The organism is Pseudomonas sp. GM21, assembly GCF_000282215.1.
Taxonomy (GTDB): Bacteria; Pseudomonadota; Gammaproteobacteria; order Pseudomonadales; family Pseudomonadaceae; genus Aquipseudomonas.
The window spans coordinates 13282-27289 of the sequence record NZ_AKJS01000049.1 but is presented as its reverse complement, the minus strand read 5'-3'; the positions used below and the strand labels follow the sequence as shown (position 1 = coordinate 27289).

Sequence of the window (14008 nt, the reverse complement as noted above, 5' to 3'; positions counted from 1 at the left end):
CTCTGGGCCGTTCTCTGCCGGTCGTAACTACGGCGTGTGCTGGTCCATTCAGTTTTCAAGCTGCGAAACACGCGCTCCATCGGGCATTATCCCAGCAGTTTCCACGAGGGAATTACCTGGTTGCTATAAACCACTTTTTTGAGTTGTTAACCTCAGTGGTTTACAGATCAAAAAATTGGTTTCCAAGGTGTCTAGCGAATCCACTGTAATTCAAGGTGCGTTGACGATGTCGCCTAAGGTGAAATAGACCTTGTCGCGCCCACTGTTCTTGGCCGCATACAGTGCCTTGTCGGCTTCGTTGAGCCAGTCTGCGGCGTCGGTCATTGCACTACAGCACGATGCCAAGCCGATACTCAGGCTGACTCGCAGCTCAGGCAGTTGCTCATTGCGGTAGTTGCCCATTGCCCCTCGCAGTCGCTCCATAATTTCGCCGGCCTGGCTCAGTGGGCTGTTGGGCAGGATCACACAGAACTCGTCTCCACCAAAGCGACCGGCCAGGTCACCTTGGCGAAGGTTTTTCTTAAGTTCGGCGCTCAGCTGGCGTAGCACGCTGTCGCCAACGAGATGGCCGTAAGTGTCGTTGATCTGTTTGAAGTGATCGACATCAATGATCGCGATCACCGTTTCGAAGCTCTCCTGCCGGAAGGCGAAAAACTGCAGATGAAGCAAATCCTTCCACGCCCCATGATTGAGCAGGCCGGTGAGACTGTCGGTACAGCTCAGGGCGCTAAGACGACGCTTGTGGTCGGCGAGCTTAATGGCCAGGCGATAACAGACCCAGCCCAGCGCTAATGGGTAGAGCGTCAGCATGGGCAAGCAGGCGTAGATCTGTAGGGCGGTTGCAGTAAGTTGCACCTGCGGGCCGAACAGTGTTATCGCAAGCAGAATTCCGACAACTTGGGCCAGCGCGCCATGCACGAATAAACGCTGGCCGCCTGCAGCGACGTTGTTCATCGTCATCATCGAAAGGATGGTGACGGCAGGCAACGGATTGAACTGCATGGTCGCGGTCCAGAACCCGCCCATCACTGAGTCGTAGAGTAAGTTGCGCCGCTCCGCCTGATACGGCTCACTAGCACGGGTGGCCAATTGATAGGCCAGATGCGGCCAAACCAAGCCGTTGAAAAGCAACAGTACCCATACCCATCCCGGCAGGCCCAGCGGCGCAATGGCGGCCAGTACGCTCAGCATGCCAATCGCCAGGCCAATAAGGCGTGGCAAGTAGATTCGTTTGGCAAAAGACTTTCCTTTGCCAATCTTATTTTCCATTATCCCATCACCATTCATGTTTCGCTCCCTCGATAGTTATTGTCTTCAATATTAACGCGAGGGTGAAGAGCGACCTTGCAAGCGCTCTCAAGGCTTAGGCAAACCGCTCTAACTCCTGGCCTGCCACGATCGTACAAGCCTCGCTGGCCTTTCGATCATAATATTGAATCGCCAGCAGAGCGACTTCTGAATCGGTCCTGGTTTCATAGGCACATCTGACGGGCTGTTTTTGGCCGATTTCTGCCTGTCGCGACCGGTTGAGTCCACAAGTGAAACCCGGCCAGTGAGCCGTAATGCTGTTCACTTAAGTCAACGCGAACCTTGTAGCAGCTGGCGCAGCCAGCGTCCGGCTGCGTAGCAGTCGTGAAATCAAACGATGCGGTGCTTCAGGAAATCAGCGCGTTGAGGATTTACGACTGCTACGCAGCCGGACGCAGGCTGCGCCAGCTGCTACAGAATTGTGTCGCTCCTTAAATGAACAGCATTAAGCCCGTGAGCCGGGTTTTTTGTTCTCGCCATTCGTCTATTGCCGGGCACTTACAGCGTTTCCCCTACCTCTCATGTTCAAGCACGGACATTTACATAACTATCGGAGAGCAGCATGGACATTGATGAGAATGCACCGGGAAACATATCGCAGCATGGCGGTACGAGCAGCACGGATAACGAAACGGGTCATGACCCCAAGCGGTCTGAAGTTCCGTCGAAAACGGCCGAGGTCGACGCACCCAATAATCCAAAGCAGGACCCCGCAGCTAAAGAAAACTCGTACAGCCCCGACTTCAAATCAGAACCTGAACATAAGCCGGTTCAGGATGCCGATATTGATACTCAGGGGGGTTAGTAACATCTCGCGAATCAGTACGCAGACTCAGCATGGAAATTGATGAGGATGCAGCTGGAAACATCTCCCGGCAGGGTGGTGAACCAAAGCGAAATGAACCGAAGTCCCGCCTGCTGGGTAATTGCACAGACTTGTCCATCCAGCTGCATTCGACCTGACCAGTCATTTGCATTGTATTTCACCTGCACGCTTCGTGGCCCTGACCGGCAGAGAACGACCAAAGCGGACGATAGGAGCAGAGCGCTTCGATTAGCCGGGTGCAGAGCCTCCAGTCGACTCCAGCGATGCCCCCTGTATCCTTAATTCAACGTATTTCTGTTCGGCACTTCGGGGTTACACCTATCGCGTTGTTTTCAGTCGTGACAAGTTTAGGTGCGCGCATTAACAGTGGGCCAAATGTCGCCAGTAAGCCAAGCATGATCAATGGGAAAAACATCAGCGAGCTTAGGCCGAAGTTGCTGACAATCACGGTGATGGCAGCAGGCCCCACGAGCATTCCGGAAAAGCCGATGCAGTTGACGATGCCAATGTTACGACCTGCATGCTTCGAGTCCCTGCGCCCCGCGGCGGAAATCATCAGGGGGGCAATGCAGGAAAGGCCCAGGCCGAACAGTGCGAAGCCGAGGATGCCGGTAATGGCAGTGCCGCCGACGATGGTGAGGGTCATACCCAGGACACATACCACACCGCATCCGAATACGACTTGCGCATTGCCGAAGGCGGCCGCCAGCCGGTCGCCGAACAGGCGCCCGACAAAGGCCGCGCCAACGAAGATTGACACGGCCATGCCCGCGGTCGAAGTCGTCGTCGAGAACTCGCGACGAATATATTCCTGCCCCCAGTCGGCAATCGCGTTTTCTCCCATCATGCTGCCTAGCAGCAGGACGCCGAGAGCAATCATCACAAGAAGCGTTTTTGCCGATGGCCCCTTACCCATTTCGTCAGGCGCCTGGACGCCGGTTTGCCAATCTCCCACCGACGGGTGGGGAACGTCATGCTTGCCCAGCAGCCACCGGCTGAAGACACAGCCGACAATCAACATTGCAATTCCCAATACGGTGAACGGCACTTGCACGCTGTCGGTGTAGAAGCCGGTCAACCAGCTGCAAGCCATCCCCAGTATAAAACCGCCAAGGGAATAGAACGCGTGAAAACCGGACATGATCGAGCGCTGGTAAAAGCGTTCGACTTGTACGCCGTGGGCATTCAAGGCGGTATCCAAGGCGCCGCGCAACAATCCCAGCACGATGCCGAAACACATGGCGAACCAGAACCCACTGATGAAACCCAACGGGATAATGGAAAGGGGATAGGCTACTGCACACACAGTGATGACCGGTTTGGCACCAAAGCTGTCCAGCAGGCGACCCACCAACAATGCGCCGGCCGCTGAGCCGACCCCGACCCCGAGTGCGATCAAGCCGAAATTCGCATCACCCAGCTCACCGGTGAAACCCAGTTGTGCTCGGAAGACACTGACCCCGGTCGACCAGATGTACATCATGGCGCCGATCATCATGAAGCCCAGGAATGTCGCGATTCGCGCCTTGCGGATACGGAGGGGTATCGGTGTTCTTTGAATGCTGTTCATCACGCTGCATCGTCCCTTTTGTTTTTTTTGGGTGTTCGAGTACATGGAATGTGAAGTTATACAAGTTATACGAATAACTTCGACAAAAATAACATTGTCAGCTGACAGGCTGTCAATTTATTTTGAATCCATGGCCCGTAGTCATAGTGCTTAAGCCCATTCTGTGCGTGTGGCAACCATCCTGCTTCGTGATGAGGCATTGGCCTAACGGATGATTTTCGGTTATACGTATAACTTTAATCGTCCGAGCACCGAGGTTTCCGTGTCGTCTCAAGAGCTGATAGTGCCGTGCGCTACCCCCCATATGGCGGCCTATCGGCTGACGTTTCTCATGTCTGGCCTGTGCATGGGGGCCTGGGCGCCGCTGGTTCCTTATGCCCGTAGTCGCGCCGGCGTCGACGACGGTGCTTTAGGTGTGCTCCTGCTATGCCTTGGCCTTGGTTCCCTGGTGATGATGCCGCTCGCCGGTGTTCTGAACACGAGGAAGGGGTGCCGCTTCACGATGCACGTCGGTATCGCGCTGGTGTTGCTGACATTGCCCCTGTTGGCGACGACGCATTCATTTACCGGTTTGATGTTCGCCCTGACAGTATTCGGCGCAGGGTGTGGGGCGGTGGACGTGACGATGAACGTTCAGGGTGTGATGGTCGAGCGTGCTACCGCTCGCTCGCTCATGTCCGGTTTCCATGGATTGTTCAGCCTGGGTACGATTGTCAGTGCCGCGGGCATGACCGCACTGTTATGGCTGGGCGCTACGCCGTTGCTGGCAAGTAGCGCAGTGATGGCTGCACTGGTCACCTTTGTTCTGACGGCGGGGAGGCAGATGCTGGGGCGCAGCGGCGAAGAAGGCAGCCCGATATTTGTCCGACCAACTCCAAAAGTCTTATGGCTCGGTGTGCTCTGTCTGTTCGCGTTTCTCGCTGAAGGCGCGATTCTGGACTGGAGCGCGGTGTTTCTCGCGGAGGTCCGGGGCGTAGAACATTCGATTGCCGGGCTTGGCTATGCAGCGTTCGCCGTCATGATGGCCTTGGGACGATTGAGTGGTGACCGGATTCTGCTCAAGCTGGGTTCGCGCGTGGTGCTCATCGGTGGCGCCCTGATTGTCATGCTGGGCTTTACGATTGTCGTGCAGGTCACGGACTGGCTCTTGAACCTGGTGGGGTTCGCTATCATCGGCATTGGTTTGGCGAATATTGCGCCGGTCTACTTATCCCTGGCAGGTGCTCAACAGACGATGCCGGGTGAGTTGGCAATTGCTGCGGCAACCAGTCTCGGTTACCTCGGTATCTTGATGGGCCCGGCCGTTATCGGGCTTTTCGCCGACGCGACGAGTTTGTCTTCGGCGTTGCTGGCCGTCGCCTCGTTGATGATCGCGGTCATTGTCAGTGCCGCTCGACTGGTTCCGAAGGTTTCCCGTCAACGGTTACACTGAACGCATGTTTTTTTCACGGGCCTCGTATGGGGTTTCTAAAGATCGGGAAGCAAGCGATGGCATCCGTTTCAATGAAAGATGTAGCACTGGCGGCGGGGGTATCTCAGCCGGCGGTGTCTTACGCCTACAATCGGCCCTCCAAGCTGTCGCAAGCCCAGCGTGAGCATATCCTCCAGGTAGCGGCCTCCCTGGGCTATCCGGGGCCGAATGTCCTGGGGCGAAGCCTTCGATCGGGCAAGATCGGCGCGATCGGGCTGATGATGATGGACAAACTGTCCCTGGCGTTCGCCGACCCTTGCACCGTTGCCTTGTTGCGCGGGATCAGTGAAGTGGGCGAGCTGGAAAATGTTGCTCTGACCTTGTTCCCGCTCAATAACAACCGGCTGGTCGGCCGTGGCCAGGCCGAGAACCACGGCAGTCTTGCCCTGCGCGGGCTGGTGGATGGCCTGATTATCTCAACCTTGCCGGACGATCATCCGGCCGTATTGGCCGTGGTGAAACAGAACATTCCGTTTGTGGTGATCGATTCGCCCCTGGTTGAAGACTCTTTCTTTGTCGGCATCGATGATCGCGGTGCCGCCCGAACTCAGATGCAACATCTGCTGGATCTGGGGCATCGCAAGATAGGCATCATCATTGACCGCCTCAACCCGGACGGCTATCGCGGTCCGATTGATCAGTCTCGCTTCAAATGCGCCAGCGAGCGCATTGTCCGGGAACGGCTCACCGGCTATGTGGAAGCGGCGAGCGCGGCCAGCCTGGCCTTCGAAGACCTTTGCATTATTGAAGCCGGCGGGCTGGACTCCACTTCCGGGCAAGCGGCAGCGTTTACGCTGTTGACCTCCAACGATGTGACGGCGGTGGTGGCCTGTTCGGATGTCATGGCCATCGCGTGCATGAAAACCGCCAGTGCGCTCAACCGCAAAGTCCCGCAAGCATTATCTGTCATTGGCTTCGATGATATTCCCGAGGCTGTTCAGCTCGGCTTGACCACCATTGGCCAGCCGATGGTGGAGAAGGGCGTGTACGCCGCACGGCTGCTGACCGAGCAACTGAATGCACCGGTCGGCACTCGGATCGAGCCCGAGCGGAAAATTTTTGCGACGAAACTCATTGTGCGGACTTCGACGCAAAACGTGCAGCCAACCGACAGTTGATAAGCCGTCACATGGCCGGGGTGCAGAGATTGCACCCCGGCCTTTTTCTGCAACCTGGTTTTTCGCCGCTCAACTCGACAGACGCTTGAAATTCGCTGCGACCCGAAGAGCGTTGGCAGCGATGGTGAGTGCCGGATTGACCGCTGCCGAGGACGGGAAGAAAGAGCTGTCGACTACCCAGACATTATCCAGGTCATGCAGCTTGCAGTTCACATCCAGTACGCTGGAAGCTGGGTCCTTGCCCATCACGGCGGTACCGCACTGATGCGAGTTGGTGGCGATGCCCATGCGTGCTTTGAGAATCACCGGATAGCCAGCCTCGCGCATGACTTTACTGGTCTTGCTCACCAGACCTTCGTGCGCCTTGAGATTGTTCGGCGTCCAGTGGACTTTGATCGCGCCCCGTTGTTTATCGTAAGTGACCCGGTTCTGCGGCGTGGGTAAATCCTCCGAGGTCAGGTACAAGTCGACACTGTGATCGGTGATGTAACGCGAGGCGAACGTCGGAAGCCATGGGCGCATGGCACTGACCATGGGCTCGCGGATTTTGCCAAGCATCTGTACGTTACCCAAAGGGAAAGAATTGTGCGGGCTGGCGCTGTACCAGTCATTAATGGCCAGGGTCTTCTGGAAAATCACCTTGTTCTTGCGTCGCGGGTCCACTGCGAGCATGAAGGTACTGTTGTGAACCATGTAGTTGCGACCCAATTGCCCTGAACTGTTGCCAAGTCCTTCGGGGTGCTGCTCGTTCGCTGACTTGAACAACAGCGCAGCGCTGTTCACCGCGCCGCACGCCAGGACGAATCGTTTGGCTCGTAGCGTTACGTTGCGGCCATTGATAACGCCGTTGGCCTCGGTCACCGTCCGGCCGTCCGGGCTGGTTTTGAGTTGCTCAATGGTCGTACGAGTCAGCAGCCGTACGCTTGCACTGCGCAGAGCGGGTCTGAGGGCCGAGACTTCAGCGTCAGCCTTGGCATCGACGAGGCAGGGATAGCCATCGCAGGTTGAGCACAATACGCAGCTGCCACCGTCGCCATAATCCACGGCGGCCGGCATCACGAAGGGCTTGAGCCCGGAGCGCCGCATGCTTTGCTCCAGCGGGACCAGGGCCGGGTCATGTTTGAGCGCGGGTTGCGGAAACGGGCCCGAACGCCAAGGCTCGCTGGGGTCGGTGCCCGCCAGGCCATGAACCCGGTAGAGTTTTTCTGCTTCAGCGTACCAAGGTTCCAGGTCGGCATAACTGATAGGCCACGCAGGCGATACGCCTTCGGCGTGCTGTATTTCGCCAAAATCCTCTTCGCGAAACCTAGGGAGCATGGCGCCGTATAACTTGGTGTTACCGCCGACGTAATAAAACACGCCGGGGGAAAACGGTTGATCGGCTTGATCCAGCCACTGTTCGGCATTTCGGTAGCGGCCTTCGCCGAACACCGATTCGGCGCTCCAGTTCTGAATCTCGCGGGGCAGGAAATCGCCCCGCTCGACGATCACAATGTCCAGCCCGCTGTCGCGCAGCGCATGGGCGAAAGTCGAACCACCCATGCCCGAGCCGATAATCACTACATCACAGTTGATATTGCCATCTGCATCAGGTGTCACCACGTCGAGGGCGCGCGGTTCGCGCGGCGCCCCCGGTTGTGGATTCAGCTCTGCATGATGCGAAATCAATGCATCACTCATTTGAGCCGCTCCAGTACTTATAGGTGCTGTTCGGAGTTGCGCAGTTCCCGGTATTCGTCCTGACGTTCGTCAGTGATGTACTCAGGAATCGGGAAGTCCCACCAGCCCGGTACCCAAGGGCCTGCGGCATCGCGATCGGTGGGGATTTCGATCAGCACGGGTGCGTTCAGTTCCAGCGCTTGCTGCAGGACCGGCTCGAGGTCTTCAGGGCGCTCCACGCGAAAAGATTTCAGGCCAAAGGCTTCGCCGACAGCTTTGAAGTCCGGGCTGTAAGGCGTGCCGTCCGGATGGTTGAACTCGGTGCCGATATGGCGACTTGTCTGCTTGCGCTGGCCACCGCGAATCGACATGTACCCGGCGTTGTTCTGGATCATGAACACAACAGGGATGTTGTTGGTCACGCAAATTGCAATTTCCTGAGAAGTCATCAGGAAGTCGCCATCGCCCAGAATACACACCACTGGCTGGTTCGGTGCGGCCAACTTGGCGCCGATCGCGGCAGGAACAGCCCAACCCATGGATGAGAACCCGCCAGACGTCAGGTGCGTTCGTGGGGTATAAACCGGGAAGGTCTGTTTCACTGCACCTTGGGTATTGCCGGACCCAACCACCACGATGGTGTCGCGCGGGAATACTTTGCGCAGCGCACCCAGCGGACGTTGCGAGGTGAACGGGAAACGGTCGGAATCACGGCGACCGGCCAGCTTGCTTTCCCATTCGTCCTGATAGCCGCGCAGGTCGCTCATGTACTCTTCGCGATCGACAGTCTGGCCTTTCAAGCCTTCGACGATATGCGCCAGCGCGTATTTCGCATCGGCACAAATGCCCACGGTGACCGGGTAGTTCTTGCCGATTTCGTGCGGATCGATGTCGATGTGAATCAGCTTCGAAGGCGGAATCGCAAAGGTCACGCCTTTGGCATAACTGGACGAAGACCAATCGGTGAAACGACAGCCCACAGCGATGATCACATCGGCGGTGGAGGCTACCTTGTTACCGCACATCGTGCCGGTTTGCCCGACGCTGCCGGCGAATAGCGGGTGATCTTCCGGGAAGCCGCTTTTGCCGTTCCAGGTGGTGACCACCGGAATCTTCCAGGCCTCGGCCAGTGCGAGTACTTCGGCACTGGCCTCGCCGGTAATGACACCGCCGCCGATCACCAGCACCGGACGTTTGCAGGCCTTCAACTCTTCGACCGCACGAGCTGTGGCGACCGGATCCGGGTAGCACTTGCCGATGGGGGTGCGCTCTTCCAGGGCGTGTAGGGTGACTTCAGCCGCCTCGGCCTGAACATCCATCGGGATTTCAAGATGAACCGGACCAGGACGGCCGGTAACCATCGCGCTCCACGCACGATGCATCATGAACGGCAGTTCTTCGACGCGCGTTGCAACCCAATGACGTTTGGTGACCGCTTCGGCGATTTTCGGGAAGTCGTTGTCGGTATAACGTTCCAGCTCTTGCAACAAACCGTGGCCACGCATGTGGGTGGGTGGCCCACCGGTGATCAGCATCAGGCTGGTGGAGTCAGTGAAGGCCGTGGCCATGCCGATTACGGTATTGGCGGCACCGGCGCCGATGGAGGTAACAGCTGCCATCGGTTTGCCGCAGACTCGGTAATAGCCATCCGCGAGGTGAACCGCGCTCTGTTCGTGAAAGACCTGAATGAATTTGAGTTTCGAGTCTTCTTCCAGGAAGGCATCGGTGAGTGTCCAGATACCGTGGCCCGGGATACCGGCAACGTATTCGACACCATAGTTTTTCAGGGTTTGAGCCACGATCTGGCTGCCGGTCAATTTAGTCATGACAGGACTCCTTGGGTTGATGAAGCGGGGGTGGATACGTCGGATTGCCCGGTACTTGTGGCGCGCCCGCGCGTCGCCCAGTTCAGGCCCTGCTTGGTCAGGCGGCGGATATTCGGGTCGGCGAGGTTACTGGTGTCATGTCCGATAGAGTGATAGAACACTCGGCCCTGGCCCCATTGACGGACCCAGGCAACCGGGCTGCGATGGCCCTTGATCCAGGGAAACGGGTTGCCATCGAAGGTGGTTTCGGCGAGCACATGAATGTTCGGGTCCACCTGCATGTAGTACTGCTCGGACCGCACCTCGAAATCTTCGACACCCTGAGTGACTTCATGGCTGTGATCGATGACGTTGACCTGGTAGGGATGGGGAAATCCTTCGCCCATCGGATGCTCGAGAAATGATCCGCCCAACACCCAGTGATACTTGAGGCTCGCACGGAAAGCAGCGCCTGCACCGTGCCAACCCACTAGCCCGGTGCCGCTTTCGATCGCTTCGAGCAGGCGGTTTTCCTGAGAGGCGGTCAGCGTCTCCGTGGTGACGGCGTTGTTCCAGCCGATCACGATCAGGTCGTAACCGGTCAAGTCCCTGTCCAGGGTGAAGATGTCGGTCGACTCTTCGACCTCGAAATCCAGCTCCTGGAAAACGGTCCGAGCCCATGCAGCAATTTCATAGGGGTAATGGCCGGGCCAGCCACCGAATAGATACAAGACTCGACTCACGGTTGGTCACCTCTTCAAGTTGGGTGTGATTGTTAGGTTATACGTATAACCGCTTATTTAAGCTATCACTCCGAACCACTATGTCAATGCCTATGTAATTATTTTCGTTGGGGCGGAATGAATCCCCCTGATATAGACGGGTTTTCGTGGGTAAATCCAAGCTGGCCAAGCCGCTATAATTCACAAGTTATCCATCTGCAAGTATTTTAATAAGGAAAGGTTATACGAATAACTTTAATCCGAAGTGTCAGTGCTTCAACACTGCGTCTGTGCTGCGTCAGATTGCGTCATCAATAGGGAGGCTGCGAAATTGCCCGGGGCAGGGGGGTGAGAAAAGATGGTTACCAATGCTGAGGACATGTCGCGTGCCCTCAAGAACCACCTGGAGCACATTGATGATTCGTTATCTGAAAAAAAGTAAGCCCGTTGAAGCTCAAGCGGAAATTGCCTCCCAAGTCCGCGATACGGTTGAGCAAATTATCGCCAACGTTGCCAGGAATGGTGATGCCGCGGTTCGTGAATACTCGAAGAAATTCGATAAATGGGAACCTGTGTCCTTCCGCCTGAGCGAAGAAGAAATCGCGGCCTGTGTCGCCAGCCTTTCCGAACAGGAAATCGGCGATATCAAATTCGCCCAGGCTCAAGTGCGCCGATTTGCCGAAGTGCAGAAAGCCTCCATGCACGATGTTGAAGTCGAGACCCTGCCGGGCGTGATCCTGGGCCACCGCAATATTCCGGTGAACTCGGTGGGTTGCTACATTCCTGGCGGCAAGTATCCATTGCTGGCATCGGCGCACATGAGCGTGCTGACGGCCAAGGTCGCGGGTGTCAAACGCGTGGTCGCTGCGGCTCCGCCCTTTGATGGCAAGCCTCACCCGGCTATCGTGACCGCCATGTACCTGGCTGGGGCGGACGAGATTTACTGCGTCGGCGGGGTACAGGCGATTGCCGCGTTTGCGCTGGGCACCGAAGCCTTTACACCGGTAGACATGATCGTCGGGCCGGGCAATGCCTATGTTGCGGAAGCCAAGCGTCAGCTGTTCGGCAAGATCGGTATCGACTTGATCGCCGGCCCGACCGAGACCCTGGTGATCGCCGATGACAGCTGCGATGTCGAAATAATCGCCGCTGACTTGCTTGGTCAGGCCGAGCATGGCGTCAACTCTCCAGCTGTCTTCCTGACCAACAGCCCTGAGCTGGCCGAAACTCTACCGGCTGAAATCGAGCGACAGTTGGCCATACTGTCGACCGCCCCCGTTGCGTCGGTCGCGTGGCGAGATTATGGCGAAATCATCCTGTGTGACACCGTCGACGAACTGGTCGAGGAAGGCGACCGGATTGCTTCCGAGCACGTGCAGGTCATGACCCGCGATCCGCTCTATTTTCTTGAGCACATGACTAACTACGGGGCACTGTTCCTCGGTCAGCGAACCAACGTCTCCTACGGCGACAAGGTCATCGGCACCAACCACACCTTGCCCACGACGGGGACCGCGCGCTACACCGGCGGCCTGTGGGTTGGCAAGTTCATCAAAACCTGCACCTATCAACGAGTCCTGACGGATGAGGCCTCCGTGCTGGTTGGTGAATACTGCTCGCGTCTATGCGGTATGGAAGGTTTCGCCGGGCACAAGGAACAGGCGGATATCCGTATTCGTCGGTACAAAAAGTCCGCTTGAGGGCGGCGGGTCGGTTTCGGCACAGCCAGTTTTTGGTGCACTGGGCAAGCGGGTAGCGGGGAAAAGGGTCGTTTCCCGCTGCCATTGGTCACTCTTACCGTCTTGCCAAGTGCTTTCAGGCTCCCCGTTCGGGGAGCTTTTTTTTTCCAGGTGTGGGAGCGAGCAAGCTCGCTCCCACCTGTCCAGGTCAGTGAGTGTGTCGGATATGATCCGCCGCTTTCTCGCCGATCATGATCGCCAGCGCGTTGGTATTGCTGGAGCACAAAGTCGGTGCGATGGAGTTGTCGGCGACGCGCAGGCCCTCGATTCCGTGCACCCGCAACTGGTTATCCACCACTGCCATCACATCCACGCCCATTTTGCAGGTGCCTACCGGGTGCAGTGCGGCGTGCGCCTGTTGACGCACGAACTTGCGATAATCATCGCGGGTGCGCAATGGCTCGGCGGGAACGTGCTCGCGCAGGATGTGCCTGGCCATCGCGCTCTGGGACATGATGTGCCGACCGAACTCGGTCGCTTGTACCATGCACTCCACATCGAAAGGATCGGTCAGGTAATTAGGCTCGATGGAAGGCAAATCCATCGGGTCGGCGCTGCGCAGTTGCACGGCACCCGTCGAGCGCGGGCGGGTCTGGCACACGTTCAAGGTGCAGCCGTTGCCACCCGGAACCGAGCCGACCCCGGCTTCCACACCGGCACCGGCCATGAAGCAGTACTGGGCATCCGCGCGATTCTCGGCCACAGACGTACGCCAGAACGCGCCACCTTCAACTATGTTGGAGGTCACCGGTCCGTCGCGAAACAGCGCGTACTGCAAGCCAGCAGCGAATTTCCAGTGCGGTTTTTTGTACTTGTCGTAGCTCAATGGGCGACGCAGTTCATTGATCAGGGATACTTCAATGTGATCCTGCAGGTTTTGTCCCACGCCAGGCAGATCATGTATCACCCCAACGCCTTTCTCGCGCAAGTGGTCGGCCGGACCGATGCCGGACAGCATCAGCAATTTCGGCGAGTTGATCGCCCCTGCACTGACAATGACCTCGCGCTCGGCCCTGATAACCCGTCGCTTATTGTTCTCAAGGTATTCCACGCCCACCGCGCGGCCATTTTCGACCAGGATTTGCAAGACCCGGCAATTGGTTTTAACCGTCAGGTTGGCGCGTTTGCGCGCAGGCTTCAGGTAGGCCACCGATGTGCTCGATCTCAGCCCGTTCCTGGCGTTGATTTGATAAAGGCCGCAACCGTCCTGCACACCTGAATTGAAGTCTGCGTTGTAGTCCAGCCCGGCTTGTTGGCAGGCTTGCAACCAGAACTTGGTCAGAGGATGGGTATAGCGCTGATCGCTGACGCCGACCGGTCCTTCAGTGCCGTGCGCATCGTTGCTGAACCGGTCATTGGTTTCGCATTTCTTGAAGAAGGGCAACACATCCTTGTAAGCCCATCCCAGAGCGCCACTTGCCGCCCAGCAGTCGTAATCGGCCTGTTGTCCGCGCAGGTAGACCATGGCGTTGACCGAACTGCCGCCGCCGAGTACCCGCGCCTGGACCATGGTCGGATTCGTGGGCCCGATATAGTCAGCGGGCGGTTGCCAGGGATAGTGTTCGACCAGGCTGCCTTGGCTGGTCTTGTAGAAACCGACCGGGAGATGAATGAACGGGTGCGTGTCCTTTGGCCCTTCTTCGAGGAGAACCACCGAAGCCTGTGCATTCTCGCTCAGACGTGCCGCAATGACGCACCCGGCTGACCCGCCCCCGACCACGATATAGTCGACCACTGTTGTGTACCTATTGGTAAAAAAAACGCCGGATCATGCTCTTGTAGAGGAGCTG

General features: G+C 57.4%; 10 protein-coding genes. 4 read left to right on the top strand and 6 right to left on the bottom strand.

Going from position 1 to position 14008, the window contains the following annotated elements:
* Positions 1-210: 210 nt before the first annotated feature.
* Complete coding sequence (locus tag PMI22_RS21050) at positions 211-1269, bottom strand: diguanylate cyclase (protein WP_033048975.1); 1059 nt, start codon at positions 1267-1269, stop codon at positions 211-213.
* A gap of 601 nt (positions 1270-1870) precedes the next feature.
* Between PMI22_RS21050 and PMI22_RS21055 the strand changes: the two genes are divergently transcribed.
* Positions 1871-2113: a hypothetical protein gene (locus PMI22_RS21055; protein ID WP_007944285.1), complete on the top strand. Its 243-nt coding sequence runs from the start codon at positions 1871-1873 to the stop codon at positions 2111-2113.
* A gap of 304 nt (positions 2114-2417) precedes the next feature.
* On the opposite strand, the gene PMI22_RS21060 is transcribed toward PMI22_RS21055, so the two are convergent.
* On the bottom strand, positions 2418-3704 hold the full coding sequence (locus PMI22_RS21060) for an MFS transporter (RefSeq protein WP_007944284.1): 1287 nt from the start codon (positions 3702-3704) through the stop codon (positions 2418-2420).
* A 304-nt stretch (positions 3705-4008) separates the two neighbouring features.
* On the opposite strand from PMI22_RS21060, the gene PMI22_RS21065 reads away from it, so the two are divergent.
* The gene (locus tag PMI22_RS21065; protein WP_050550186.1) at positions 4009-5136 is read left to right on the top strand and encodes an MFS transporter; all 1128 of its coding nucleotides are present in this window, start codon (positions 4009-4011) and stop codon (positions 5134-5136) included.
* A gap of 56 nt (positions 5137-5192) precedes the next feature.
* Positions 5193-6293 (top strand): LacI family DNA-binding transcriptional regulator, encoded by a 1101-nt coding sequence (locus PMI22_RS21070; RefSeq protein WP_007944282.1) that lies wholly within the window; start codon positions 5193-5195, stop codon positions 6291-6293.
* Between the two features lie 69 nt (positions 6294-6362).
* Here the strand turns inward: PMI22_RS21070 and PMI22_RS21075 are convergent, their stop codons facing one another.
* The 3 genes from PMI22_RS21075 to PMI22_RS21085 are packed head-to-tail and all read right to left on the bottom strand — an operon-like array spanning position 6363 to position 10500.
* Positions 6363-7973: a GMC oxidoreductase gene (locus PMI22_RS21075; RefSeq protein WP_007944280.1), complete on the bottom strand. Its 1611-nt coding sequence runs from the start codon at positions 7971-7973 to the stop codon at positions 6363-6365.
* Positions 7974-7990: 17 nt separating this feature from the next.
* Positions 7991-9778, bottom strand: coding sequence for a thiamine pyrophosphate-binding protein (locus tag PMI22_RS21080; RefSeq protein WP_007944279.1), 1788 nt, complete (start codon positions 9776-9778; stop codon positions 7991-7993).
* Positions 9775-10500: a ThuA domain-containing protein gene (locus PMI22_RS21085; protein WP_007944278.1), complete on the bottom strand. Its 726-nt coding sequence runs from the start codon at positions 10498-10500 to the stop codon at positions 9775-9777. The genes PMI22_RS21080 and PMI22_RS21085 overlap by 4 nt, the downstream gene beginning before the upstream one ends.
* Before the next feature lie 395 nt (positions 10501-10895).
* On the opposite strand from PMI22_RS21085, the gene hisD reads away from it, so the two are divergent.
* Entirely contained in the window at positions 10896-12179 is a 1284-nt protein-coding gene (gene hisD / locus PMI22_RS21090; protein ID WP_007944277.1) for a histidinol dehydrogenase, read from the top strand.
* A gap of 187 nt (positions 12180-12366) precedes the next feature.
* Here hisD and PMI22_RS21095 read toward each other — a convergent pair whose 3' ends face one another.
* Positions 12367-13953 carry a GMC family oxidoreductase gene (locus PMI22_RS21095; RefSeq protein WP_007944276.1) on the bottom strand — a complete coding sequence of 529 codons (1587 nt, stop codon included), beginning with the start codon at positions 13951-13953 and terminating at the stop codon, positions 12367-12369.
* Between the last annotated feature and the right edge of the window lie 55 nt (positions 13954-14008).